This is a genomic window from Kineosporia corallincola (genome assembly GCF_018499875.1).
Taxonomy (GTDB): domain Bacteria; phylum Actinomycetota; class Actinomycetes; order Actinomycetales; family Kineosporiaceae; genus Kineosporia; species Kineosporia corallincola.
Map to the genome: position 1 here is coordinate 46091 of NZ_JAHBAY010000017.1, position 25940 is coordinate 72030.

At 72.0% G+C, this 25940-nt stretch carries 24 protein-coding genes and 1 pseudogene; 21 read left to right on the forward strand and 4 right to left on the reverse strand.

Annotated elements, in window-relative coordinates; translation table 11 throughout:
* Positions 1-3 precede the first annotated feature (3 nt).
* Positions 4-1176, reverse strand: coding sequence for an SDR family oxidoreductase (locus tag KIH74_RS30980; protein ID WP_214159955.1), 1173 nt, complete (start codon positions 1174-1176; stop codon positions 4-6).
* Positions 1177-1345: 169 nt separating this feature from the next.
* On the opposite strand from KIH74_RS30980, the pseudogene KIH74_RS39390 reads away from it, so the two are divergent.
* Positions 1346-1909: pseudogene (locus tag KIH74_RS39390) on the forward strand (SDR family NAD(P)-dependent oxidoreductase); the annotation flags it as partial.
* Positions 1910-2224: 315 nt separating this feature from the next.
* Here KIH74_RS39390 and KIH74_RS39395 read toward each other — a convergent pair.
* Entirely contained in the window at positions 2225-2686 is a 462-nt protein-coding gene (locus KIH74_RS39395) for a hypothetical protein (RefSeq protein WP_372492152.1), read from the reverse strand.
* A gap of 175 nt (positions 2687-2861) precedes the next feature.
* On the opposite strand from KIH74_RS39395, the gene KIH74_RS30990 reads away from it, so the two are divergent.
* Positions 2862-4403, forward strand: a complete 1542-nt coding sequence (locus KIH74_RS30990) for a hypothetical protein (protein WP_214159957.1) — start codon at positions 2862-2864, stop codon at positions 4401-4403.
* Here KIH74_RS30990 and KIH74_RS30995 read toward each other — a convergent pair.
* Complete coding sequence (locus KIH74_RS30995) at positions 4400-5044, reverse strand: O-methyltransferase (protein WP_214159958.1); 645 nt, start codon at positions 5042-5044, stop codon at positions 4400-4402. The genes KIH74_RS30990 and KIH74_RS30995 overlap by 4 nt on opposite strands.
* Before the next feature lie 269 nt (positions 5045-5313).
* On the opposite strand from KIH74_RS30995, the gene KIH74_RS31000 reads away from it, so the two are divergent.
* The 17 genes from KIH74_RS31000 (at position 5314) to KIH74_RS31080 (ending at position 22800) form a co-directional block, all read left to right on the forward strand.
* Positions 5314-6819 carry an FAD-dependent monooxygenase gene (locus tag KIH74_RS31000; RefSeq protein ID WP_214159959.1) on the forward strand — a complete coding sequence of 502 codons (1506 nt, stop codon included), beginning with the start codon at positions 5314-5316 and terminating at the stop codon, positions 6817-6819.
* 56 nt (positions 6820-6875) lie between these two features.
* Positions 6876-7202 (forward strand): TcmI family type II polyketide cyclase, encoded by a 327-nt coding sequence (locus KIH74_RS31005; RefSeq protein WP_214159960.1) that lies wholly within the window; start codon positions 6876-6878, stop codon positions 7200-7202.
* Positions 7199-8467, forward strand: coding sequence for a beta-ketoacyl-[acyl-carrier-protein] synthase family protein (locus KIH74_RS31010; protein WP_214159961.1), 1269 nt, complete (start codon positions 7199-7201; stop codon positions 8465-8467). Before KIH74_RS31005 ends, KIH74_RS31010 begins: the two co-directional genes overlap by 4 nt.
* Positions 8464-9729: a ketosynthase chain-length factor gene (locus KIH74_RS31015; RefSeq protein ID WP_214159962.1), complete on the forward strand. Its 1266-nt coding sequence runs from the start codon at positions 8464-8466 to the stop codon at positions 9727-9729. Before KIH74_RS31010 ends, KIH74_RS31015 begins: the two co-directional genes overlap by 4 nt.
* 40 nt (positions 9730-9769) lie before the next feature.
* On the forward strand, positions 9770-10039 hold the full coding sequence (locus KIH74_RS31020) for an acyl carrier protein (protein ID WP_214159963.1): 270 nt from the start codon (positions 9770-9772) through the stop codon (positions 10037-10039).
* A 26-nt stretch (positions 10040-10065) separates the two neighbouring features.
* A complete protein-coding gene (gene fabG, locus KIH74_RS31025) occupies positions 10066-10860 on the forward strand; it encodes a 3-oxoacyl-ACP reductase FabG (RefSeq protein ID WP_214159964.1) in 795 nt (264 codons plus the stop codon).
* A gap of 38 nt (positions 10861-10898) precedes the next feature.
* Entirely contained in the window at positions 10899-11843 is a 945-nt protein-coding gene (locus KIH74_RS31030) for an aromatase/cyclase (protein ID WP_214159965.1), read from the forward strand.
* A 2-nt stretch (positions 11844-11845) separates the two neighbouring features.
* Positions 11846-13351, forward strand: a complete 1506-nt coding sequence (locus KIH74_RS31035) for an FAD-dependent monooxygenase (RefSeq protein ID WP_214159966.1) — start codon at positions 11846-11848, stop codon at positions 13349-13351.
* 49 nt (positions 13352-13400) lie between these two features.
* Positions 13401-14165: an SDR family oxidoreductase gene (locus tag KIH74_RS31040; RefSeq protein ID WP_214159967.1), complete on the forward strand. Its 765-nt coding sequence runs from the start codon at positions 13401-13403 to the stop codon at positions 14163-14165.
* Between the two features lie 40 nt (positions 14166-14205).
* Entirely contained in the window at positions 14206-15564 is a 1359-nt protein-coding gene (locus KIH74_RS31045) for an MFS transporter (RefSeq protein ID WP_214159968.1), read from the forward strand.
* A gap of 11 nt (positions 15565-15575) precedes the next feature.
* Positions 15576-16148, forward strand: coding sequence for an NADPH-dependent FMN reductase (locus KIH74_RS31050; protein WP_214159969.1), 573 nt, complete (start codon positions 15576-15578; stop codon positions 16146-16148).
* 35 nt (positions 16149-16183) lie between these two features.
* Positions 16184-17821, forward strand: a complete 1638-nt coding sequence (locus KIH74_RS31055) for an acyl-CoA carboxylase subunit beta (protein ID WP_214159970.1) — start codon at positions 16184-16186, stop codon at positions 17819-17821.
* A 32-nt stretch (positions 17822-17853) separates the two neighbouring features.
* Positions 17854-18072, forward strand: coding sequence for a hypothetical protein (locus tag KIH74_RS31060; RefSeq protein ID WP_214159971.1), 219 nt, complete (start codon positions 17854-17856; stop codon positions 18070-18072).
* Complete coding sequence (locus KIH74_RS31065; protein ID WP_214160066.1) at positions 18072-19838, forward strand: acetyl/propionyl/methylcrotonyl-CoA carboxylase subunit alpha; 1767 nt, start codon at positions 18072-18074, stop codon at positions 19836-19838. The genes KIH74_RS31060 and KIH74_RS31065 overlap by 1 nt, the downstream gene beginning before the upstream one ends.
* Before the next feature lie 181 nt (positions 19839-20019).
* Positions 20020-20604, forward strand: coding sequence for an NADPH-dependent FMN reductase (locus tag KIH74_RS31070; RefSeq protein WP_214159972.1), 585 nt, complete (start codon positions 20020-20022; stop codon positions 20602-20604).
* A 44-nt stretch (positions 20605-20648) separates the two neighbouring features.
* Positions 20649-21791, forward strand: coding sequence for an acyl-CoA dehydrogenase family protein (locus KIH74_RS31075; protein ID WP_214159973.1), 1143 nt, complete (start codon positions 20649-20651; stop codon positions 21789-21791).
* A 34-nt stretch (positions 21792-21825) separates the two neighbouring features.
* Complete coding sequence (locus KIH74_RS31080) at positions 21826-22800, forward strand: DUF6081 family protein (protein WP_214159974.1); 975 nt, start codon at positions 21826-21828, stop codon at positions 22798-22800.
* Here the strand turns inward: KIH74_RS31080 and KIH74_RS31085 are convergent.
* Positions 22776-23228, reverse strand: a complete 453-nt coding sequence (locus KIH74_RS31085) for a MarR family winged helix-turn-helix transcriptional regulator (protein ID WP_214159975.1) — start codon at positions 23226-23228, stop codon at positions 22776-22778. The genes KIH74_RS31080 and KIH74_RS31085 overlap by 25 nt on opposite strands.
* 171 nt (positions 23229-23399) lie before the next feature.
* Here KIH74_RS31085 and KIH74_RS31090 point away from each other — a divergent pair, with 171 nt between their 5' ends.
* Positions 23400-25052 (forward strand): MFS transporter, encoded by a 1653-nt coding sequence (locus KIH74_RS31090; RefSeq protein ID WP_214159976.1) that lies wholly within the window; start codon positions 23400-23402, stop codon positions 25050-25052.
* A gap of 39 nt (positions 25053-25091) precedes the next feature.
* The gene (locus KIH74_RS31095) at positions 25092-25751 is read left to right on the forward strand and encodes an antibiotic biosynthesis monooxygenase (RefSeq protein ID WP_214159977.1); all 660 of its coding nucleotides are present in this window, start codon (positions 25092-25094) and stop codon (positions 25749-25751) included.
* Positions 25752-25940: the final 189 nt, after the last annotated feature.

The window sequence follows — 25940 nt, forward strand, 5'->3', positions numbered from 1 at the left end:
ACCCTACGACTGCGCGGAATCCGACGACGACGCGGAACCCGGTGACGACGCGGAACCCGACGACGACGCGGAACCCGGCGCTGACGAGCCGATCCGGCTCTTCAGCGCCCCGACCACCGGCTTGGCCTTGTCGGTGAGCACGATCAGCCCGGCCCCGGCACTGGCGACGGCCGGCCCGACCGCCGAGGTCAGGGCGCCGACCCGGTGGGCCACCCACTGCTGCTTGCTGGACGTGCGGGCCTGGTCGTCGAACAGGCCGTGCGAGCCGAAGTCGCGTCCGCCCGGGCCGTCCGCGGGCTCCCAGAGGTTCTGCGGCTGGTCGGCCGGGCGCGGGTCGGGCGTCTGCTGCGACGAGAACCCGGTGCGGGACAGGTACTTGTCCAGCACGGCCGGCACCAGGGCGTTGCCCAGGATGGTCTTGGCCGCGCCGGTACCCACCCAGTACTCGCGGCGTCCCGGGTGGTCGGCGGCGTACAGCACAGCCTGGGCGGCCACCTCGGGCTGGTAGATCGGGGGCACCGGCTGGGCCTGCTTCGGCAGCCGGGAGAGCACCCAGGAGAACTGCGGGGTGTTCACCGCCGGCATCTGCACCATCGTGGTGCGGATGCCGCTGCCCTCGTTCATCAGCTCGATCCGCAGCGACTCGTGGAAGCCCTGCACGGCGTGCTTGGCCCCGCAGTAGGCGCTCTGGAGCGGGATCCCGCGGTAGGCCAGGGCCGAACCGACCTGGACGATGGCGCCGCGGTCGCGCGGGCGCATCAGCTTCAGGGCCGCCTGGGTGGCGTAGACCGTGCCCAGGTAGGTGACCTCGGTGACCCGCCGGAACTCCTCGGCGCTGACCTCGCTGAACGGGGCGAACACCGAGGTGAAGGCCGAGTTCACCCAGACATCGACCGGGCCCAGCTCGGTCTCCGCCCGCTCGGCGGCGCGCTGCACCGCCTCGGCGTCGGCCACGTCCACCGGGATCACCAGCGCCTCGCCGCCGGCCTCGCGCACCTCCCGGGCCGCTCCCTCGAGCCCGACCTCACCTCGGGCCAGCAACGCGACCTTCGCCCCGCGTCCGGCGAAGGCGACGGCCGTGGCCCGGCCGATGCCGGCGCTGGCTCCGGTGATGACGACGACGGGCGGGTTACCCGCTGCCTGGTCTGCTGACTGATCTGAAGAGACGGATGCCATGAAGATCAGTGACGCAGCGCCGGGCAGGCCCTGCAACTCGACCTGCAACCCGCCCTGCGGCCCGAAACCCGCGACCCCGCGGGCCGGTGGGGCGGGTCGATTCGCCGACCCGGGCGATCGTTGCCAGGTTGTACGTCGTCCCCACATCGGCAGCACCGGAAGGTATTCGATGGATGCGTCCCCCGTCGTCCTGATCACCGGAGCGAGCGGAGGGATCGGCACCGCCGTCGCTCTCGCCTACGCCGGGCGGGGCGCGCGACTGGTGCTGACCGCCCGGTCGGCCGGGCTTCTGGACGAGCTGGTCGACGCGTGCGCGCGGGAGGGCGGTACGGCGGTCGCGATGCTGGTGGACGTCGCCGAGGCCGGCCAGGTGCGCGCCGCCGTCGACCGGGCGGTCGGCGAGTTCGGCCGGCTCGACGTCGTCGTCCACACCGCAGCGGTGGTGGCGTACGGACGCCTGTCGCAGGTTCCGGTGGACGTCTGGGACCGTGTGGTGGACGTCGGGGTGCGGGGGACGGCGAACGTCGCCCGCGAGGCGCTGCGGGTGTTCGAGCCGGCCCGGGCGGGCAGCCTGGTGATCGTCGGCTCGGTGCTCGGCCAGATCACCGCCCCGCGGATGGGCTCCTACGCCACCTCGAAGTGGGCCGTGCACGGCCTGGCCCGCACCCTGCAACAGGAGGCCCGGCAGACACCGGGCGTGCACGTGGCCCTGGTCTCGCCCGGTGGCATCGACACCCGCATCTACCGCCTGGCCGCCACCTACGTGGGCCGGGCCGGGTCCCCTCCGCCGCCGGTGCTGCCGCCCGGGGCGGTGGCCCGCACCGTGCTGAAGGTGGTGGACCGGCGCCGCCGCACCGCTGCCGTCGGACCCCTCAACCCGCTGATGCGTCTCGGGTTCAGCGTCACCCCAAGGCTTTACGACGTGCTGGTGGGCCCGCTGTTCAACCGCCTGGCCCTGGCCCGGCGGCCCTCCCCGGCCGGGGAGGGCAACGTCTTCGGCCCTCGGAGGAGGTCTTGGAGGAGGTCTCCGGCGAGATCCCGGGCGAGATCAGCGACGCCGGGCCACGGTGAGCGACACCAGGAACTGACCGCCCCCGGCGTCCACCCCCGCCGTCACCGGCATCGCCGGGGTGAGCCGGGTGAACCGGTCCTCCAGCCAGTCGGCGGTGGCCCGGGCGTCGGCCTGGTCGGGGCAGCGGGCCACGATCTCGCGGCCGCCCTTGCGGAACAGCCGCTCGGCGACGGTGACCAGCGGGGCGGGCTCGACGATCATCGGGCCGGACGGCCACGGCACCACCGGCGTCACCGCGCCCTTCTTCGTGTTGCAGGCCCGGTGCGCCAGCCGTTCCGCCCCGGCGTAGTCGGCGCCCACCTTGGCCCGGGGCTTGTTGGTGCGGGCGTCGATGCTGGGACCGCGGTCGTCGTTCACCGAGGCGTCCGGATCGACCGGTTCGTCACACACCCAGCAACGCCAGCCGTCCTGGTTCCCGACGTCCTCAAGTTGGCTCATGACCGGACACCGTAGCCGTTCACCTGCACGGAGGTCGGGTAGCCGCCAGGTCACGATCCGTGGCGACTTGGGTGGTTGATGCCAACTCGGCTTAGGCTCACGCTGTGGAGACGGCGCGAGAGGGTGTTTTTTGAGGAGATCGAACCCGGATGACCCGGCGCCGCCGGAGCCCCACATGATGACCGGCACGACCCTCGACGCCATGGGCGCCGGGGTGGTCGCCCTGCTCGTCCAGCCCCTGCTGCGCAAGGGCGAGCGGATCCGCGCCATCGTGCCCGAGGACCACGCGCACCGTCATCTGCACGTGGTGACCCGGCAGCGGTACCTGTGCTTCGACCGCCGGCAGCAGAGCATCGTGCGCCAGTTCGAGGTGCGCACGGTCGTGCGGGCCGAGCAGACCCAGGACGGCATCAGCCACCGCGCCGACGTGGAGTGCTCCGACGGCACCTTCAAGGAGCTGCGGGTGGCCTCGGCCCAGGACGCCCGGATCCTGGGTGCCGCCGTGGAGCGGGCCTGCGACGAGGCGCTGCACGACGTCGACCCGCTGCTGCCCGACGAGACCGAGGACCCGACGGCCGATTTCATGCTCGCCTCGGCCGGTGACCAGTGGTCGCTGGTGGTCTCCCGGCCGGAGGTGCGCGCCCGCGACGCCTCGGCGGTGATCGCCGCGCTGGCCCCGATGCTCAGCAACCCGCTGCTGGCCCGGCGCAGCCTGGAGTCGGTGGTGCTCACCGTCGAGGGGTACGACGACCGCGAGGAGCTGTGGGAGATCCCGGAGGTCCGCACCTTCCTCCAGCACCTCGACGCCCGGTTCCCCTACTGGTTCTACTTCCTCGACAAGCAGACGGCCGGCCTGTCCGACGTCGTGCGCAGCGTGCTGCCCGTCGAGTTCACCAGCGACGACCTGCGCCGCCGCCTGACCACCTCGTGGGTGCCGGCGCTGCGGCAGGTGTCGGCCTTCGCCGGGCTCGGCGACCAGGTGGCCGACGTGATGATCCAGCGGAGCCTGTCGTACCTGCGGCAGACCCCGGGCGAACCGGTGACACCGCCGCTGCCCGAGCTGGCCGAGCCGGCCCTGCCCGAGCCCGACGACGACCGGCCCGAGCCCCTCGACCCGGAGGAGGTGATGGGCGACCTGGCCGAGCTGCTCGCCGATCTGCCGTCCGCCGCTGATCCGGGCCCGGGCGACGAGCTGCTGGTCTACCTCTGGTCGGTGCTGCGGGCCAGGAGCCTGGTGCGCCGCCAGACCCAGGTCGAGAACGTGCGCGCCGTGGCCTCGCTGCTGGCCCTGCACCGGCTGAAAACCGTTTTCCAGCATCATGCTTTCGGCGAGGGCGGACCGGAGGAGCACTACGAGTTCCCGTCCGCCGAGCTGATCGGTGAGTTCCCCCGGGCCGAGCCGTTCTGGATCGGGGTGCACGCCGGGGCGGACGCCACCTTCGACGCCCGCATCGAGCCGGGCGACACCACGGCCTGGGTGGTGGAGGCGCTGCACGACCTCGCCCGCAACCAGTACGACGAGGTCGTGCCCACGCTGCGCCGGGTGCTCGGCAGGGGCGTGCTCTTCGCGGCCCTGTGGACGTCGAACGACGACGACGCGCTCTACCCGGTGCCGGCGCCGGTGGTGGAGCGGATCGTGGGCCAGGACCCGACCGGGCAGGAGCTGACCGGCCGGGCCGCCGACGCCTGGGACTGGCTGCTCGACCAGGGACGCTAGGCGCGGCAGCTGACCTCCATGCCCTCGGCGATCGGCAGCGCGATGCTGACGTAGCCGTTCGCCGGGTCGCGCACGTGCGCCAGGTAGTCGCCCACGCTCTCGAAGTCGGTGTTGTCGGCCACCACGAGAGCCCCTGGTGCGAGCCGGTTCTCGATTTTCCTGAGGACCGGCACGTACAGGTCTTTCCAGCCGTCCAGCAGCACCAGGCCGATCGGCCCGTCCACCGTGGCCAGGGTGTCGAGGGCGTCACCGGCCAGCACCGTGACGTGCTGGTCCAGGCCGGCCTCGGCGAAGGTGGCCCGTGCGGCGGCGACCTTGGTGGCGCTGAGCTCGGTGGTGTACACCTGCCCGATCCCGTTGTCGGCCACGGCCGCGGCCAGGTGCAGCGTGGAAATGCCGTAGGACATGCCGAATTCGACCACGGTGGTGGGCCGGGCCGACCGTGTCAGGGCGTACAGCAGCCGGCCGCCCTCGGGAGAGAGCGGCATGTAGGCCTGTTCCAGGGCGTCGGCCTTCTCGGCCGCGTTCATCTCGGGGATCGGTTTCGCCGTGGGGGTGGGGCCTCGACGCGCGCTCTCGGCGGCGGCCGCGTACAACCGGTCCAGGACGGCGACGGTGCGGGGTGCGCTCAGCGTGTTCATGTCCTCACCGTAATCCCGGCGGCGGCGGGCCGGTGAGCTGCGGGCCTTACCGGTTCCTGACATTCGCCGATCGGTATGCGGTGCTGCTCTTGGCATTTCTGACCCGGCCTGATCAAAGATTTGTAGGCGCACCGCCCCTGGTTCCGTTGACGCGCCGGTCCGGGCTGACCGACGATTGATGTCAGCTCGACCGAAGAGCTTTCATCCCCTGAAGCCTTGCCGTGCAACAGTTCTCGGCAATCTGCTGACGGGTCGTCTGAGGAGGGTGCATGGACGCCGAGGTAGTCATTGTCGGAGCCGGGCCGGCGGGCCTCTTCCTGGCGGGCGAACTTCGCCTCGCCGGGATCTCGGTGATCGTGGTGGAGAAGCTGCACGAGCCCACCGGTGAGTCCCGCGGGCTGGGCTTCACCGCCCGCACGCTGGAGGTGTTCGGTCAGCGCGGGCTGCTCTCCCGGCTGGGCGAGGTGGAGACCACCGACCTGGGGCACTTCGGCGGCCTGCCGATCGACTTCTCGGTGCTCGGCGAGCCGAATTCCGGTGGTGTGAAGGGCATTCCGCAGGCAGTTACCGAGGAGATGCTCGGTGACTGGGCGGCCGACCTGGGTGCGGACATCCGCCGGGCCCACGAGGTGACCGGCCTGCGCGACCTCGGCGACGCGGTGGAGGTCGAGGTCAGCGGGCCGATGGGGCCGCAGGTGCTGCGGGCCGCCTACCTGGTGGGCTGTGACGGCGGCCGCAGCACGGTGCGCAAGCTCGCCGGGTTCGACTTCCCCGGCACCGCCTCCACGCTGGAGATGTTCCTGGCCGACGTGCGCCACCCCGACATCAGGGTCCGGATGATCGGCGAGACCGTTCCCGGCGGCATGGTGATGGCGGGCCCGCTGGGTGACGGCCTGTTCCGGATCATCGTGTGCGAGCGCGGCACCGAACCCAAGGCGCGCACCGAGCCGCCGTCGTGGGAGGAGATCTCCTCCGCCTGGCAGCGTCTGACCGGGCAGGACATCAGCGGCGGAACCGCGCTGTGGACCAGTGCTTTCGGCAACGCGGCCCGGCTGGCCACGGAGTACCGGCGGGGCCGGGTGCTGCTGGCCGGCGACGCCGCGCACATCCACCTGCCGGCCGGTGGCCAGGGCATGAACACCAGCATCCAGGACTCCGCCAACCTGGGCTGGAAGCTGGCCGCGGCCGTGCGCGGCACCGCCCCCGACGACCTGCTGGACAGCTACCACGAGGAGCGGCACCGGGTCGGCGAGCGCCTGCTGATGAACACCCAGGCGCAGGGCCTGCTGTTCCTCAGCGGCTCGGAGATGCAGCCGCTGCGCGACGTGATGACGGAACTGATCGCGTTCGAGCCGGTCAGCCGGCACCTGGCCGGCATGGTCAGCGGCCTGTCGATCCGCTACGACGTCGGCGGTGGTGACCACCCGCTGCTGGGCCTGCGCGTGCCGAACCTGACCCTGCGCACCGAGCAGGGCGAGCCCACGATGTTCGAGCTGCTCGCCGGCGCCCGCGGGGTGCTGCTGCTGCCGCCCGGTTCCGGGCTGGAGACCGTGGCCAAGGGCTGGGCGGACCGGGTCGACGTGGTGATCGGCGAGCCGGCCGGTGAGTCGGCCGACGAGCTGGGCGGGGCCCGGGCCCTGCTGGTGCGCCCGGACGGCCACGTGGCCTGGGTCGGCGCCGGGAGCGGCGACGACCTGAACGACACCGACCTCGACGTGGCGCTGCGGCGCTGGTTCGGGCTTCCCGTCGACGCCGGCGTCGCGGTTCCCGCCTGAGCCGGAGTCCGGCGCAACCACCGAAGAGCACCACCCGATTCGCGAGGAGACCGCACGTGCACAGCACCCTGATCGTGGCCCGGATGGACCCGGCCGCCGGCCAGGACGTGGCCGCGTTGTTCGAGAAGTTCGACGCCACCGACATGCCACACCTGATGGGAACCCGCCGCCGGGAACTGTTCTCGTACCGGGGCCTGTACTTCCACCTCCAGGACTTCGACGAGAACCACGGCGGCGAGGCGATCCAGCAGGCCCGGACGATGCCGGCCTTCCAGCGGATCAGCGAGGACCTGAAGCCGTTCATCGGCGCCTACGACCCGGACACCTGGCGCTCGCCGGCCGACGCGATGGCCAGCCGGTTCTACCACTGGAGCCCGCGATGAGCCGGCGCGTGGTGATCACCGGGGTCGGCGTCATCGCCCCGGGCGGCATCGGCACGAAGAACTTCTGGAGCCTGCTCAGCGAGGGCCGCACCGCGACCCGCGGCATCACCTTCTTCGATCCGTCGGCCTACCGGTCCCGGGTGGCCGCCGAGGCCGACTTCGACCCGGAGGAGCACGGCCTGAGCCCCCAGCAGATCCGCCGGATGGACCGGGCCGGGCAGTTCGCGCTGGTCACCAGCCGTGAGGCGCTGGCCGACAGCGGGCTGACCGTGGATGATCTCGATCCCTCCCGCACCGGGGTGACGGTGGGCAGCGCGGTCGGCGCCACCATGGGTCTCGACCAGGAGTACCGGGTGGTCAGCGACGACGGCCGGCTCGGGCTGGTCGACCACACCTACGCCGTGCCGCACCTGTACAACCACTTCGTCCCCAGCTCCTTCGCCGCCGAGGTGGCCTGGTCGGTGGGCGCGGAGGGACCGGTCAGCGTCGTGTCCACCGGCTGCACCTCTGGGCTGGACTCGGTCGGGCACGCCGTCGGCCTGATCCGTGAGGGCTCGGCCGACGTGATGATCGCCGGGGCCACCGACGCGCCGATCTCGCCGATCACGATGGCCTGCTTCGACGCGATCAAGGCCACCACGCCGCGCAGCGAGGAACCGGAGCACGCCTCGCGCCCGTTCGACAACACCCGCAACGGATTCGTGCTGGGCGAGGGCTCGGCGGTGTTCGTGCTGGAGGAGCTCACCGCGGCCCGCCGTCGCGGTGCGCACATCTACGCCGAGATCGCCGGTTTCGCCTCGCGCTGCAACGCCTTTCACATGACCGGGTTGCGCCCGGACGGGCGCGAGATGTCCGAGGCGATCACCACTGCGCTGAACGAGGCCCGGATCGACCCGACCGCGGTGGACTACATCAACGCCCACGGCTCCGGCACCAAGCAGAACGACCGGCACGAGACCGCGGCGTTCAAGAGCAGTCTCGGAGACCACGCCTACCGGGTGCCGGTCAGCTCGATCAAGTCGATGGTGGGTCACTCGCTCGGGGCGATCGGCTCGATCGAGATCGCCGCCTCGGTGCTGGCGATGGAGAACGACGTGGTGCCGCCCACCGCCAACCTGCACACCCCCGACCCCGAGTGCGACCTGGACTACGTGCCGATCACGGCCCGGGACTGGCGCACCGACACGGTTCTCAGCGTCGGCAGCGGCTTCGGCGGCTTCCAGAGCGCGATCGTGCTGACCACTCCCGGGAAGGCCGCGGCATGAGCGCCACCAGCATCAGCACCACCGGCGACGCCTCCGGCGGCGCCGAGGGCAGCGGACCGGTCACGGTCGTCACGGGCGTCGGCGTCACCGCGCCGAACGGGCTCGGGGTGGAGGACTTCTGGGCCGCCACCAGGGCCGGCAAGAGCGGCATCGGCCGGATCACCCGGTTCGACCCGGCCGGGTACCCCTCCCGGCTGGCCGGTGAGGTGCCCGGGTTCGTGGCCGCCGACCACCTGCCCGGCCGCCTGCTGCCGCAGACCGACCACATGACCCGGCTGGCCCTGGTCGCGGCCGACTGGGCCCTCCAGGACGCCGGGATCGGGCCGGGTGACGTGCCGGACTTCGACATGGGAGTGGTCACGGCCAGTTCCGCGGGCGGCTTCGAGTTCGGCGAGAACGAGCTGCGGGCGCTGTGGGGCCAGGGCAGTCAGTACGTCAGCGCCTACCAGTCCTTCGCCTGGTTCTACGCGGTGAACACCGGGCAGATCTCGATCCGCAACGGCATGCGCGGGCCCAGCGGGGTGCTGGTCAGCGACCAGGCCGGGGGACTCGACGCGCTGGCCCAGGGACGCCGGCTGATCCGCCGCGGCAGCACGCTGATCGTGTCCGGCGGGGTGGACGCGTCGATCTGCTCCTGGGGCTGGGCGGCTCAGCTGACCACCGGCCGGCTGAGCACCGGTGACGACCCGGCCACCGCCTACCTGCCCTTCGACCGGTCGGCCTCCGGGCACGTGGCCGGTGAGGGCGGGGCCCTGCTGATCCTGGAGAGCGAGGACGGCGCACGTCGCCGCGGCGCTCAGGTGTACGGCGAACTGGCCGGCTACGCGGCCACCTTCGACCCGGCTCCCGGCAGCGGCCGGCCGCCGGGCCTGGCCCGGGCGATCACGACGGCCCTGGACGACGCCGGGGTGCGGCCGGAGGACATCGACGTGGTGTTCGCCGACGCCGCCGGGGTGCCGGAGCTGGACCGGATCGAGGCGGAGGCCATCACCTCGGTGTTCGGCGCCCGCCAGGTTCCGGTCACCGCACCCAAAGTGCTGACCGGTCGCCTGAACTCGGGTGCCGCCGCACTGGACGTGGTGACCGCGCTGCTGTCGCTGCGCGATGGCGTCATCCCGCCCACCACCGGCGTGCGGCTCGACCCGGAGTTCGACATCGACCTGGTCACGGCGGGTGCCCGCCCGGCCGACCTGCGCACCGCCCTGGTGCTGGCGCGCGGTCACGGCGGTTTCAACTCCGCCGTCGTCGTCCGCCGTTCCTGACCGGATCCCATCCGTACCTCTCACCGAAGGGCCAGACATCATGCCTGCCAAGGAATTCACCCTCGACGACCTCAAGCGCATCCTGCTGGCGGGGGCCGGCGCCGACGAGTCCGTCGACCTGGACGCCGACATCTCCGACACCGACTTCGAGACGCTCGGCTACGAGTCGCTGGCGCTGCTGGAGACCAGCAGCCGGATCGAGCGGGAGTTCGGCGTCAGCCTCGACGAGGGCGCGCTGTTCGACGCGAACACGCCGCGCGCCCTGATCGCGGTCGTGAACAACCACCTGCTGGCGCTCGAGAGCGCCTGAGCCGCAACCGAAGAGGAGCACGGCAGATGACGACGAACACCGCCACCCGCACCCGGGTCGCCCTGGTCACCGGCGCCACCAGCGGCATCGGCCTGGCCGTCACCCGGCTGCTGGCGCAGCAGGGGCACCAGGTGTTCCTGTGCGCCCGCAACGCCGACACGGTCGCCTCGACCGTCAAGGAACTGCGCGACGAGGGCCTCGACGTGGACGGCGCGACCTGTGACGTCACCGACGCCGACGATGTGCGCTCGGTGGTGGCCGCGGCCGTGGAGCGGTTCGGCCCGATCGACGTCCTGGTCAACAACGCCGGGCGCAGCGGCGGCGGGGTCACCGCCGACATCGACGACGATCTGTGGTTCGCCGTCCTGGACACCAACCTCAACAGCGTCTTCCGGATGACCCGCGAGGTGCTCAACACCGGTGGCATGCGCCACCTCGACCGCGGTCGCATCATCAACATCGCCTCCACCGCGGGCAAGCAGGGCGTGGTGCTGGGAGCCCCCTACTCGGCGTCCAAACACGGGGTCGTCGGGTTCACCAAGGCGCTGGGCAACGAGCTGGCGCCGACGGGCATCACGGTCAACGCGGTGTGCCCGGGCTACGTGGAGACGCCGATGGCGGCCCGGGTGCGCCAGGGATACGCCGCCGCCTACTCCACCTCCGAGGACGCGATCCTGGAGAAGTTCACCTCCAAGATCCCGCTCGGGCGTTACTCCACCCCCGACGAGGTGGCCGGCCTGGTCGGCTACCTGGCCACCGACAGCGCGGCGTCGATCACCGCGCAGGCCCTGAACGTCTGCGGCGGCCTCGGCAACTTCTGAGCCCCGTCCCCCCACGCCGAGTCGAGAGGAGCACCACGATGCCCGATCCCGTCCTTCGCCAGGTGGAGCACACCCAGGAGGTCCAGGCCCCGGCGGCCGAGGTGTACCGGCTGATCGCCGAGGTGGCGAACTGGCCGCGGATCTTCCCGCCCACCATCCACGTGGACCACGTCGAGCGGGGCGAGGAGTCGGAGCGGATCCGGATCTGGGCCACCGCCAACGGCGAGGCCAAGAGCTGGACCTCACGCCGCGAACTCGACCCGCAGGCCCTGCGGATCCGGTTCCGGCAGGAGGTGTCCACGCCGCCGGTGGCCGCGATGGGCGGCACCTGGATCGTCGAGCCGCTGACCGCCACCAGCAGCCTGGTCCGGCTGCTGCACGACTACCGGGCGGTGGACGACGACCCGGACGGACTGGCCTGGATCGACGCCGCGGTCGACCGCAACAGCCGGTCCGAGCTGGCCGCTCTGGCGGCCGGGGCCGAAGCCGGCACGAGCGGCCCGGACCTGTTGCTCACCTTCGAGGACAGCGTGGACATCGAGGCCCCGGCCAAGGACGTCTACGACTTCCTCAACGAGGCCCAGCTGTGGACCGAGCGGCTGCCGCACGTCGCCAAGGTCCGTCTCACCGAAGACGTTCCGGGACTTCAGCTGCTGGAGATGGACACGCTCACCAAGGACGGGTCCAGCCACACCACGGCGTCGGTGCGGGTGTGCTTCCCGGATCACCGGATCGTGTACAAGCAGATCGTCGTCCCCGCACTGATGACGCTGCACACCGGTTACTGGCAGCTGACGGAGCAGGACGGGCACACCCGGGCCACCTCGCAGCACCAGGTGATCATCAACGCCGCCAACATCACCAAAGTGCTCGGGGCGGACGCCGGGATCGACGAGGCCAAGGCCTTCGTGCGCAACGCGCTGGGCACCAACAGCCGGGCGACGCTGGGCCACGCCAAGGCCTACGCCGAGGGCAGGGCCTGATCATGGCCGGGGCCGAGCGGACCGCCGTGGTGGTGGTCGGGGCCGGCCCGGTCGGGCTGCTGCTGGCCGGGGAGCTGCGCCTGGGCGGTACCGAGGTCGTCGTCCTGGAGCAGCTGCCCGGGCCCACCGGGGAGTCCCGGGCCACCACGGTGCACGCCCGCACCATGGAGATCCTCGACCAGCGGGGCCTGCTGGGCCGTTTCGCCGAGCGCCTCGACGACGTCCCGCGTGACCCGGTGAGCCATGTCGGGGGCATCCCGTTGCGGCTCGACGGGCTGAGCGAGCCGGTCGGCGGCGGCCCGGTGCGGCTGGCGGGACAGTGGAAGATCCCGCAGACCCGGATCGAGGAGGAACTGGAGAAGTGGGCCACCGGACTGGGCGCGCAGGTGCGCCGGGGGCACCGGGTCACCCGGCTCTGCGTGGCCGAGAACGGGGTCGAGGTGACCACTCTCGGCCCGGCCGGGCAGACCGGCCGGATCCGCGCCGGGTACCTGGTCGGCTGCGACGGCGAGAACAGCACGGTGCGCCGGCTGGCCGGGTTCACGACCACAGGGCACGACGCGGTGCGGGAGCTGCTGCGGGCGGACGTGGCCGGGATCGAGATCCCGGGGCGGCGTTTCGAGCGGTTCCCGAACGGCCTGGCGATCGCCTCACGGCGGCCCGACGGCGTGACCCGGGTGATGGTGCACGAGTTCGGCCGGGTGCCGGTGCCACGCACCGCGCCGCCCACGTTCGACGAGGTGGCCAAGAGCTGGTCGCGGGTCACGGGTGAAGACATCAGCACCGGGGAACCGGTGTGGCTCAACGCCTTCGGTGACGTCAGCCGGCAGGTGACGCGATACCGTCGCGGCCGGGTGCTCCTGGCCGGTGACGCGGCGCACGCCCAGATGCCGGTCGGCGGGCAGGCCCTGAACCTGGGCCTGCAAGACGCCTCCAACCTGGGCTGGAAACTGGCCGCGCAGGCCACCGGCCGGGCCCACCCCGACCTGCTGAACAGCTACGACGCCGAGCGCCGCCCGGTCGGGGCCCGGGTGCTGACCAACATCTCCGCCCAGGCCCTGCTGCTGCTCGGCGGGCCCGAGGTGGAGGCCCAGCGCGCGGTCACGGCCGAGCTGCTGGGCCTGGAGCCGGTGCGTCGCCACCTGGCCGGGGTGATCAGCGGAACCGGGCTGCGGTACGGGCCTTCCACCTCGCCGGTCGGTGCCCCGATGCCGCACACCGGGCTGGCCACCGACGACGGCCCGGTCGACACCACCGCGCTGCTACGGGCCGGCCGGGCGCTTCTCCTGGTCATGTCCGCGGACGGCCGGGGCCACGACCGGGTCGTGCGCTCGGCCCGGCGCCGCTCCGGGCAGGTGCGGGTGGTCGTCGGCGTCCCCGGACCGCAGGGTGCCCCGGACGGGATCGGGGCCGCCCTGGTCCGGCCCGACGGGTACCTGGCCTGGACCGACCGGCAGGGCCCCGAACAGTTCGACGGCGTTCTCAGCCACTGGTTCGGCGACCGCTGAACCAGGCAGCAACAGAACAGGCAGCAACCGATCAAGAGGAGAAGTCCGCGTGAGCAAACTCGAGAACAAGACCGCGCTGGTCACCGGTTCCAGCCGGGGCATCGGCCGGGCCACGGCCCGGCGGCTCGCCCGGGAGGGGGCCCTGGTGGCGGTGCACTACGCCAGCAACGCCGAGGCCGCGCAGGAGACCGTGGAGGGGATCGAGAAGGAGGGCGGCCGGGCGTTCACCGTGCAGGCCGAGCTGGGGGTGCCCGGTGACGTCGACACGCTGTTCGAGAAGCTCACCGCGGGCCTCCAGGAGCATGCCGGTGAGGTGCGGCTGGACATCCTGGTGAACAACGCCGGGGCGATGGGCGGCCAGAAGCCGGAAGACATCACCCCGGAGAACTTCGACCACGTGATCGCGGTCAACGCCAAGGCGCCGCTGTTCATCGTGCAGCGGGCGCTGCCGATCATCCCGGACGGCGGCCGCATCATCAACATCGCCACCGGCCTGGTGCGTTACGCCAACCCGGACGAGATCGCCTACTCGATGAGCAAGGCCGCGATCGACCAGATCAGCCTGCACTTCGCCCGCTACCTGGGGCCGCGCCGGATCACCGTGAACAGCGTCGCCCCGGGCATCACCAACAACGGCAGCCCGGTGTTCGACATCCCCGAGGCCCGGGAGTTCATGGCCGGCCTGAACGCCTTCAAGCAGGTGGCCGAGCCGGAGGACGTCGGTGACGTGGTGGCCTTCCTGGCCTCCGACGACGCCCGCTGGATCACCGGGACCTTCGTCGACGCCAGCGGCGGCACGCTGCTGGGCGGCTGATCGTCCGGTTTCCGAAGCTCGTCGACCCGAAAGGTTTTTCGTGTCCTCCTCCGACACCGCCCGCAGCCGTCGCGGGCTGCTGCTGGTGCTGTCCGGGAACATGCTCGTCGACGCGCTGGAGGTGTCGACGGCGATGGTGGCCCTCCCCTCCGTCGCCGCCGACCTCCACCTGGGAATCAGTGACTCCTCCTGGCTGGTCACCGGTTTCGCGCTCGGGTTCGGTGGTCTGCTGCTGCTGGGCAACCGGCTGGTGGCCGCTCTGGGGGCCCGCCGGGTGTATCTGGCGGCGCTACTGGTGTTCGCCCTGGCCTCGCTGGCCGCCGCGCTGGCGCCGGGGCCCGGGCTGCTGGTGGCGGCCCGCTTCGTCAAGGGGTTCTGCGTGGCCCTGACGGCCCCGACCGGTCTGGCCATCATCGCGTCCACACACCCCGAGGGCCCGGCCCGGAACCGGGCGGTATCGGTGTACTCGCTGTTCGGTGCCGCCGGGTTCAGCGTGGGACTGGTGCTGGCCGGGATCCTGACCGGCGTCAGCTGGCGGTGGACGATGGCCCTGCCGGCCCCGGTGGTGCTGCTGCTCCTGCTCCTGGCGGTGCGGGTGATCCCGCCCGACCCGCCCCGCGGGGGAGCGGCACGCCGCCTCGACCTGCCCGGCGCCGCGTCCCTGGCCGGCGGCCTGGCGCTGCTGCTGGTGGCGATCGGCCACGGCGCCCCCGCGGCCTGGGCCGGTGCGGCGCTGCTGCTGGGCACCTTCGTGGTGGTCGAGATCCGCACCCCGGACCCGCTTGCGGACCTGGGCGGGGTGCGCAGCGCCGGTCTGCTGCGCTCGGCCCTGGGCGCCGCGCTGCTGAACGGCACGTTCTGGGGATTCCTGTTCGTGATGATGACCCGCTGGCAGGGCACGGAACATCGCTCGGCGCTGGTGGCGGCCCTGTGGGTGCTCCCGGCCAGCCTGCTGCTCGGCCTGGCCGCGCCGCTGTCGGCCCGCTTCCTGCACCGGGTCGGTGCGGCCCGGCTGATCCTGCTGGGCGCCGTCGCCGCCACCGCCGGCTACGCGCTGCTGCTGCCGCTGGAGGCGGGCGACGGCTACCCGGCCCACGTACTGCCTGGGGTGCTGCTCGTCGGAATGGGCTTCGTCGGGGCGTTCTCGGCCCTGCACGTGCAGGCCGTCTCCGGGGTGCCGGCGCCCCGGCAGGCCCTGGCCGGCGGCATCTACCAGAGCTGCGTACAGATCGGCGGGGCGATCCTGCTCGCCGTGGTGGCGGCCGTGGCCGGCCGGTCCCCGCAGCACGCCATGGAACTGGTCACCGCGGCCGCGGCCGTCGGCGTGGGCATCGCCCTGACCGCCCTCCTGCCGGAACGGGCCGTGCGAGAGCGGCCACCAGCCCTCGTCCGTCGATGAAAGGCCACATCATGGAAGCCAATCCAGCGATCCGCCTCGCGGTGATCGTCGCCAGTGCCCGGGCGGGACGCTTCGGTCCCGTCGTGGCCCGCTGGTTCACCGGCCAGGCGGAACGGCTCGGCGGTTTCGAGCTGGACGTGATCGACGTCCTCGACGACGACCTGCACGTGGCGCTCACCGTGGGGGACGCGGCCCGCGTCGAGTCGGTCAGTGCCCGGCTGGCGGCGGCCGACGCCTTCGTCGTCATCACCCCCGAGTACAACCACAGCTTCCCGGCACCGCTGAAGAGCCTGATCGACTGGCACGTCGCGCAGTGGCGCGCCAAGCCCGTGGGATTCGTCTGCTACGGCGGCATCTCGCAGGGGCTGCGCGCGGTGGAGCAGTTGCGGCTGGTCTTCGCCGAACTGCACACCGTCACGGTGCGCGACACCGTGAGCTTCCACAGCACGGCCGGGGCCTTCGGCGCCGACGGCCGGCCCGCCGACCCGGCGAGCGCGGTGGCCGCGAAAACCATGCTGGAGCAATTGCTCTGGTGGGCCGCAGTGCTGCGGCAGGCCCGTGCCACGCATCCGTACGCGGGCTGATCCGTCCCGCCCAAGCCTGTTCCGTGAGGAGTGAGATGCTCGAGGTCCCGAGAATCACGCAGTTGCCCGAGGGGCGCGACCAGCAGCGGCTGGCCCCGGTGCCCGATCCGCAGCCGTCCGTGCCGACCGCGGCCGACGGGATCCGCGAGCTGCGCCGCCTGCGCGAGCTGGCCCGTTCCGGGCCGGATCCGGCGGCGACCGAGCGGCAGCACGCCCGGGGCAAGCTGACCGCCCGCGAGCGGATCGAGATCCTGCTCGACGACGGGTCCTTCACCGAGGTCGAGCAGCTGCGCCGGCACCGCGCCACCGGCTTCGGCCTGGAGGACAAGAAGCCCTACACCGACGGGGTGGTCACCGGCTGGGGCACGGTCGAGGGGGCGACGGTCTTCGTCTACGCCCACGACTTCCGGATCTTCGGTGGCGCCCTCGGTGAGGCGCACGCGCAGAAGATCCACAAGATCATGGACATGGCCCTGGCCGCCGGCGCACCGCTGGTGTCGCTGAACGACGGTGCCGGTGCCCGCATCCAGGAAGGGGTTTCGGCGCTCGCCGGGTACGGCGGGATCTTCCAGCGCAACGTCCGGGCCTCGGGGGTGATCCCGCAGATCAGCGTGATGCTCGGGCCGTGCGCCGGCGGGGCCGCGTACTCCCCGGCGCTGACCGACTTCGTGTTCATGGTGCGGGGCACGGCGCAGATGTTCATCACCGGCCCGGACGTGGTGCAGGCGGTGACCGGGGAGAGCATCACGCAGGACGGTCTGGGCGGCACCGACGTGCACACCTCGGTGTCCGGGGTGGCCCACTTCTCCTACGACGACGAGCGGGAGTGCCTGGAGGACGTGCGGTTCCTGCTGTCGCTGCTGCCGGCGAACAACCGGGCGCTGGCGCCGGTCGGTGATCTGGGCGACCCGCCCGACCGGCCGACACCCGACCTGGAGGACCTGGTGCCCGAGCAGCCCGGCCGGTCCTACGACATCCGCGAGGTGATCGCCGAGATCGTCGACCACGGTGAGTATTTCGAGGTGCACTCGGCCTGGGCGACGAACATCTGCTGCGCCCTGGCCCGGCTGGACGGGCACACCGTGGGCGTGGTCGCCAACCAGCCGCGGTCGATGGCCGGGGTGCTCGACATTCCGGCCTCGGAGAAGGCCGCGCGGTTCGTGCAGTTCTGCGACGCGTTCAACATCCCGATCGTCACCCTCGTCGACGTTCCCGGATTCCTGCCCGGCGTCGGCCAGGAGCACGGCGGCATCATCCGGCACGGCGCGAAACTGCTGTACGCGTACTGCAACGCGACCGTGCCGCGGATCTCCGTGGTGCTGCGCAAGGCCTACGGCGGCGCCTACATCGTGATGGACTCCCGCTCGATCGGCGCCGACCTGGCCCTGGCCTGGCCCGGCAACGAGGTGGCGGTGATGGGGGCCGAGGGGGCGGCCAACGTGATCTTCCGCCGCGAGATCGCCGCCGCGCCCGACCCGGAGCAGATGCGCGAGCAGAAGATCGATGAGTACCGCACGGCCCTGATGCATCCGTACTACGCCGCGGAGCGGGGGCTGGTGGACGATGTGATCGAGCCGGCGCAGACCCGCGCCGTGCTGATCCGCTCCCTGGCGATGCTGCGTGCCAAGTATGTGGGACTGCCCTCCCGCAAGCACGGGAATCCGCCGCAGTGAACCGAGAACCCTTCACAGAAAAGGATGATCACATGGTGAACGTCGCCGGGCGCGCGGACGTGGACGGAGCCCAGCTGGCCGCCGTCGCCCTCGTACTGATGTCCCGCCGGGCCGGGCTGCCGGTCACCGGCGCGCCACCGGTGCCCCCGGCCCGCTGTGCCGGCGTGCACTGGCTGCGGCCGGAACGGGTCAGCGCCCTGGGCGGGGCCCGCGGCTGGGCCGTGCCCCCGCACCCGGCGGAACGCGCATGATGCGCCGGATGCTGATCGCCAACCGCGGCGAGATCGCGGTGCGGCTGATCCGGGCCTGCCGCGACGCCGGGATCACCAGCCTGGCGGTGTACGCCGAGCCGGACCATGACGCGCTGCACGTGCGGATGGCCGACGAGGCCTACGCCCTGGGCGGTGACACCCCCGCCACCAGCTACCTCGACGTCCAGCGGATCCTGGCGGTGGCCGGTGCGGCCGAGGCGGACTCGGTGCACCCCGGATACGGATTCCTCTCCGAGAACGCCGACTTCGCGCAGGCCGTAATGGATTCCGGGCTGACCTGGATCGGCCCGCCGCCGGAGGCGATCCGGGTGCTCGGCGACAAGGTGTCGGCCCGGGAGATCGCCCGCCGGGTCGGGGCGCCGCTGGTTGCGGGCACCGCCGAACCGGTGACCGGGCCGGACGAGGTGCTGGAGTTCGCCGAGCAGTACGGTCTGCCGATTGCGATCAAGGCCGCCTTCGGCGGGGGAGGACGCGGCCTGAAGGTGGTGCGCGACGCGGTCGACATCCCCGACCAGTACGCCTCGGCGGTGCGGGAGGCGGTAGCCGCCTTCGGCCGTGGTGAGTGCTTCGTGGAGCGCTACCTGGACCGGCCCCGGCACGTCGAGACACAGTGCCTGGCAGACCAATTCGGCAACGTGGTGATCGTGTCCACCCGGGACTGCTCGTTGCAGCGGCGGCACCAGAAGCTGGTCGAGGAGGCCCCGGCCCCGTTCCTCACCGCCGAGCAGGAGCAGCAGCTGTACTCGGCCTCCCGGGCGATCCTGCGGGAGGCGGGCTACGTCGGCGCCGGCACCTGCGAGTTCCTCGTCGGGCGGGACGGCACCGTCTCGTTCCTGGAGGTGAACACCCGGTTGCAGGTCGAGCACCCGGTGACCGAGGAGGTCACGGGCATCGACCTGGTGCGGGAGATGTTCCGGATCGCGGACGGCGAGGCACTGGGCTACGACGACCCGCCGGTCCGGGGGCACGCCCTGGAGTTCCGGATCAACAGCGAGGACCCGGGCCGGAACTTCCTGCCCGCACCCGGAACGGTCACCGGGTTCAGCCCGCCGGCCGGCCCGGGGGTGCGCCTGGACACCGGGGTCGGCGCCGGCAGCGTGATCGGCCCGGCCTGGGACTCCCTGCTGGCCAAGCTGATCGTCACCGGGGCGGACCGGGAACAGGCCCTGCGCCGGGCGGCCCGGGCGCTGGCCGAGTTCGAGATCACCGGTCTGCCCACCGTGCTGCCGTTCCACCGGGCCGTGGTCGGGGATCCCGACTTCGCCCCGGCCGAGGGGCCGTTCGTGGTGCACACCGGCTGGATCGAGGCGGACTTCCGGAACACGATCCCGCCCTTCGCGGGACCGGCGGCGACCGGCGACGAGGCGCTCGCGCAGCGCGAGAAGCTGGTGGTCGAGGTGGACGGGCGGCGGGTCGAGATCGCGATTCCGGCGCTGCTGCCCGCCGCGCTCGCCGGGGTCGCGAATCCCGTTGTCCAGCAGGGCAGGCCGCAGCGGCGCAGGGCCGAGCGCGGTGCCGCGGCGCCGTCCGGCGAGTCACTGCTGTCGCCGATGCAGGGCACGGTGGTGAAGGTGGCGGTGGCGGAGGGCGACCGGGTGGACGAGGGCGACCTGGTGATGGTGCTGGAGGCGATGAAGATGGAACAGCCCCTGGTGGCGCACCGTTCGGGCGTCGTCACCGGTCTCACCGCCGAGGTCGGCGCCTCGGTGCCGGCCGGTCACCTGATCTGCGCGATCACCGACTGAGAACAGTTGGCCCGCCAACTACAAATCTCTGTGAATTTTCTTGACCGTCCCGCGGGCCCGAAACGAGTCTGGGCACAGGGCCCGCGGGCGCCCGGTACGGCGCGCCGTTCCGGGCCACCGGCCGGGCCCGCGTCACCGCGGGGGCCGACGGTTCCCGCGCCCTTCCGCGAAAGGCAGAACCGTGCCAGACGAGCGTCTCCGCATCGCCGTGATCATCGGGAGCACCCGTCAGGGGCGTTTCGCCCCGACCGTGGCCGACTGGTTCATGAGCGAGGCCGGCCAGCGCGCCGAACTCGACTTCGACCTGATCGACCTGGCGGACTCGCAGCTGCCGGCCCACCTCGCCTCCTCGGCCCCGCCCGGATCCGCCGAGGCGCTGCGCGAGTTCACCGAACGTCTCGACGCCGCCGACGGATTCGTGATCGTGGTGCCGGAGTACAACCACAGCTACCCGGCCGTCCTGAAGTCCGCCATCGACTGGAGCTACACCCAGTGGCAGGCCAAGCCGGTCGGTTTCGTCTCCTACGGCGGCCGGGCCGGCGGCATCCGGGCGGTGGAGCACCTGCGGCAGGTGTTCTGCGAGATGCACGCCACCACGCTGCGCGACAACATCAGTTTCCACGGCGGTGCGAGCCAGTTCGGCCCGGACGGGCGCCCGCTCGACGCGCAGGACGCGTCGGCCGCCGCCGCCGTCATGCTCGACCAGCTCACCTGGTGGGCGCTCGCGCTGGCCGAGGCCCGCGCGAGACGCCCCTACAAGGCCTGAGTCACCGGCTCAGGTTCCTGACGCCATCACGAAACGAGGACACGATGTCCGTGGATCCGTCCGTCTCCGTGGCACCGCCGGCCCCCGCCGATCCCCTGGCGGGCGCCCGGCAGGCCGCCGCCGTCGCCGCCCGGCACGCGCAGGAAGCCGATGCCGGGCGGCGGCTGCACCCCGAGGTGGTCGAGGCCCTGGACACGGCCGGGTTCGGGGCCTGGCTGGTGCCCCGCCGGTGGGGCGGCGTGGGCGGCTCGTACGCGGGCCTGACCAGCGCCGTCGCGACGGTGGGTGAGGAGTGTGCCTCGGCGGCCTGGATCGCCTCCCTGCTGGCCTACACCGGACGCTTCGGCGGCTTCCTGCCCACGCAGGGCCAGGCGGAGCTGTGGGCGGAGGGGCCGAGTACCCGGGTGGTCAGCTCGCTGGTCTCGCGCGACGCCGTGGTGCGCGCCGAGCCGGGCGGCTGGAACCTGTCCGGCACCTGGAACTACACCAGCGGCATCGAGTACTCGCAGTGGGCCTTCGTGGCGGCCACCGTGCAGACCGGGGAGGGCACGCACGACCGCTTCTTCCTGGTCCCGCGCAGTGCCTACCGCATCGAGGAGAGCTGGTTCACCGTCGGGATGCGGGCGACCGGCAGTCACACCCTGGTGCTGGAGGGCGTCTCCGTTCCCGAGCACCGCTCGTTCCCGCTGTCCGACCTGTTCCAGGGCCGTCGGGCAACGGTGGACGACGACCGCTCCGGCCTGCCGCTCTTCGCCGTCAACGGGCTGACGTTCTCCGCGCCGGTGATCGGCGCGGCCCGGGGCGCCCTGTTGCACGGCGGGCGCAACCTGGCCGGCGGGCAGAACCGCCGGCTCGCGCCCAGCGACGCGCAGCGCATCGCCTTCGCCCGCTCGGCCGGTGAGATCGACGCCGCCGGGCTGCTTCTGGACCGGATCGCCGCCGGACTGGACGCCGCGGACGAGCGGGCGCCGCAGGTGGTCCGCGGGTCCCGGGACGCGTCGCTGGCCGTGGACCTGTCGGTGCGGGCCGTGGACCAGCTGTTCCGGGCCGGGGGCACCCGGGCCCAGAGCGAGGGTGACCCGCTGAACCGGATCTGGCGCGACGTCAACTCCGCCGCCAGTCATTTCGTGCTCCAGTTCGAGCCGGCCGCCCTGGGATGGGCGAAAGAGGAACTGGCGCAGCACTGAACCACCTTCGACCACGGACGGACGAGGACCACAGATGAGCACACGGACGACGCAGACGGACCTGCTGTTCTCCGACGACTTCCGGCAGGGCTTCCCCCGGTCGGGAGAGCCCGGCGGCTGGCACCTGCAACCGGTCGGGGACCTGCCGCAGGGCGACGCGCGGACCTCCGTCACCGAGGAGGGGCTGCTGGCCGTGTCGGCCGGCACCAGCCCGATGACGGGGCTGCCCGCCTTCGGCTTCACCACGGCGCAGCAGAGCCAGGGGGGAGAGGGCACCCGCGACCACGTGAAGTGGACCGCGATGCCGGAGAGCCTGTCCAGTCACGGTTTTCCCGGGTACGACACGCCGGCCACCGGGCCGGTGACGCTGGAGGCGACGCTGTCGGTGGCCGTGCACGGCACGGACCGGCACCCGTTCGGCCCCGCGGTCAGCGATCTGCACGCGGACCCGCGGCTGGGCTGCGGCTCGCTGCTGGCCGCCGACGTGGAGAGCTTCTCGATCTTCGGGTTCTTCATCACCAGCACCCGGATCTACGCCAACTACGAGCGGCTGCGCCTGCCCGGCACGAACTACGCGGCCTACACCTACGCGGTGCCGCTGGCCGACCGGATGCCCGGCGGCACCGAGGTTCTCGCGGTCACCGTGGACGCCGCCCTGGGGCAGGTGGACTGGACGGTCAACGGGGAGAAGCGGTTCACCGTCGGGCACGCCGGCCGTCGGCTGACCGACCGCTCCACCATGCTGCTGGACCACGGTGGTGAGGAGGAGGACCTGCATCCCCGCCAGATCGTGCCCGGGCTGGGCATGTTCAGCCTTCTCGACGGGGCGCTGGGTGACGACGGCACCGGTCTGGTGCGGGTCGACTCGGAGCCGGACCACTACTGGGACCCGCGGCGCGGCCGTCCGGAACCGCAGCGCTTCCTCGATCCGGACGGCGCACCCGGTAACCGGCTGTTCGGGCAGGGGGTCGAGATGACCGTGCGTCAGGTGCGGCTCGTGCTCGGCTGATCGGCGGACCTGCTCAGGTTGCCCTCGATCCGGTTCAGCAGCACGAGAGCGGCGGCCCGCTGCCGGGGCGACATGTCCCGGGTGGCCGCCGCCCCCAGGCTCTCCCAGTACTCCTCGATCAGCTCGCGCAGGGCGTGCCCGGCCGGGGTGAGGGAGACGATGACGGCCCGCCGGTCGGTGGCGGAGGGGGCCCGGGTGAGCAGACCGGAACGCCCCAGGCACTGCACGGTGCGGGTGACCGTGGAGGCGTCCAGGCCGAGGGCCGCGGTCAGGTCGGCCTGGGTGCGGTGGTCGGACTCCCACAGCTGTTGCAGCAGCAGCTCCTGCCCCGGATAGAGGCCCATCACGTGCAGCAGGGTGGAGGCCACCGCGGAATGCGCGCGTGCCACCCGGGCCACCATGCGGCTGATGTCGCCGTTCGTCTCCACCGCAGACCTCACAAGTTCGACCAGCTTCGTTAAGCGCTTGGTGCACCAATCATCGCAGATGCCTGCCGATAAGGGCATGTCGGTGTCTAGGCAACTAGACACTTGGTAGGCCAACCAATACGCTTGGTGCGCCAAGTATTGACACCTCGCTACTCCTGAGGAGGAGTTGCTGTGAACGCAGTCGCGCCGGTCACGGCGGGGCGACGGGAGTGGATCGCGCTGGCGATCCTCTGTCTTCCGGCGCTGCTGGTCACCATGGACCTCACCCTGCTCTTCATGGCGGTCCCGAACCTGGTGGCCGACCTGGACCCGAGCAGCACCGAACTTCTCTGGATCACCGACATCTACGGCTTCCTGATCGCCGGCTTCCTGATCACGATGGGCGCCGTCGGGGAACGCATCGGCCGTCGGCGTCTGCTGATGATCGGCGCCGCCACCTTCGGCGCGGCGTCGGTGCTCACCGCCTTCTCGCAGAACCCCGAGATGCTGATCGCCGCCCGCGCCCTGCTCGGCGTGTCGGCGGCCACGCTCGCACCGTCCACCCTCTCGCTGCTGCGGGTGATGTTCCGCGACCCGGCCCAGAGCCGCACCGCGGTGACCGTCTGGACCACCTCGTTCATGGTCGGCGGCATCGTCGGCCCGATCATCGGTGGCCTCATGCTCGACCAGTGGTGGTGGGGCTCGCCGTTCCTGCTGGCCGTGCCGGTCATGGTGCTGCTGCTCGTGGTCGGGCCGATCCTGTTGCCCGAGTACCGCGACCCGAACCGCTCGCCGCTCGACCTGCTGAGCGTCGCGATGTCGCTGGTGGCCCTGCTCTCCGTGATCTGGGGCGGCAAGAAGCTGGCCCGGGACGGGCTGGAGGTTCTGCCCGTCGTGGTGATCGTGGTGGGCGTCGTCGTCGGTGCGCTCTTCGTGATGCGCCAGAGCAGCCTGGCGGCACCGCTGATGGACGTGCACCTGTTCCGTCACCGTACGCTGAGCGTCTCGGTCGGCAGCCTGCTGTTCACCACCGGCATGGTGATGGGCATGCAGTACCTGGTGGCCACGTTCCTCCAGACCGTTCTCGGGATGTCGCCCGCCCGGGCCGGCGTCTGGCAGCTGCCGGTCATCATCCCCGGCATGGTCGCGGCGGTGGTCGCCACCGTTCTGGCGTCCAAGATCGGGCCCGCGAAGGTGCTCACGGTCGGCCTGCTCATCGGCACGGTCGGCTTCGGCATGCTCACCCAGATCGACGGCAGCTCCGGCAAGAGCCTGGTGATCACGGCGTCCACCATCATGTTCGTCGGCCTGGCACCGGTGATGGCGCTCGGCATCGGCACCATCGTGTCCGCCGCACCGGTCGAGAGGGCCGGTGCCGCATCGGGTCTGGCCTCGACCGCGAACGAGCTGGGCGGGGCACTGGGGATCGCGGTGATCGGCAGCATCGCCACGGCCGCCTACCAGAACCGGATCTCCGACACGATGCCCTCCGACGTGCCCGGCGGAGTCGCGGAGCAGGCCGAGGTCAGCCTCGGTGCTGCCGCCGATCAGGCGGGGCAGCTCCCGGCAGCCGTCGGTGGCCGTCTGCTGGAGGCGGCGCAGGACGCCTTCGCCCACGGCATGGCGGTGGGCGCCGTGGTCGCGGTGGTGGTGCTGCTGGTGATGGCGGTGCTGGTCGCCGTGGTGCTGCGCGGCATGGGGCCGCTGCCGATGGACGGCGAGGCCCCGGCGGCCGAGGTCGCCCCGGACGCCACGCCGGAAGACGCCGACCGGCAGGACGCCGGTGCCCGGGTCACCCGGGGCGCGCAGGCGCCCGGTTCGGACCCCGGCCTGGCCGGCGCCTGAACCGGACGCATACGTAACCGATTTCGCCAGGAGGCCAGAGTGAGCCGGATCGTGGTCGACGACCACAGATACGTTCTGATCAACATCTTCAAGACCGACGCCCAGCACCAGCAGCGACTGATCGAGATCTGGCAGGGTCTGGGCCCGGCCGACGAGCGGTCTCCCGGCCTGGTGTCGGTGAACGCTCACGTCAGCCTGGACGGCGAGTCGGTGATCAGCTACATCCAGTGGCGCAGCAAGGAGGACTGGGAGGGGATTCTCTCCGACCCGGGCCGGCAGGGCCGGTTCAAGGAGGTCCTCACCTTCGCCACCTTCGAGAGCCTGCACAGCGAGGTGGTGTTCGTGCAGCGCAATCCCGCGCTCGCCGGGGAACATGCCGAGCTGCGTGAGAACGACGGCGTGCACGCGGTGTTCGAGGTGGCACGGGTGGCGCCGGGGCGTCAGCAGGAGCTGCTCGACCTGGTCGCGAAGCCGAACGAGGCCCTGGCCCTGGCCCCGGGATGGATCTCCAACTCGGTGCACCGCTCGTTCGACGGCACCGCGGTGGTGGCCTACTCGCAGTGGGAGAGCCCCGAGGCCTACGAGGAGCACCTGAAGTCGGCGCCGGTCGCCGGCGGTGGGGGCGACGTGGCCGGGCTGGCGACCGTGGAGCGGTTCCAGATGCGGATCGAGTACATCACCGAGGCCGACGGTCGCTGACCGTCTCAAGACCTGACCTTCCGATCAGCAGAGAGGAGGTGACCTCATGACCGACGCCGAACTGGAGGCCGAACTCCAGCACGTCGTCCTGTCTTTCGATGCACAGGACGGCCTGACCGAGCGGGAGTTCGAACTCGCCCGGGTGAACGAGGCCTGGTGACCAGCGGACACGGCGGCCGGACACCCTCC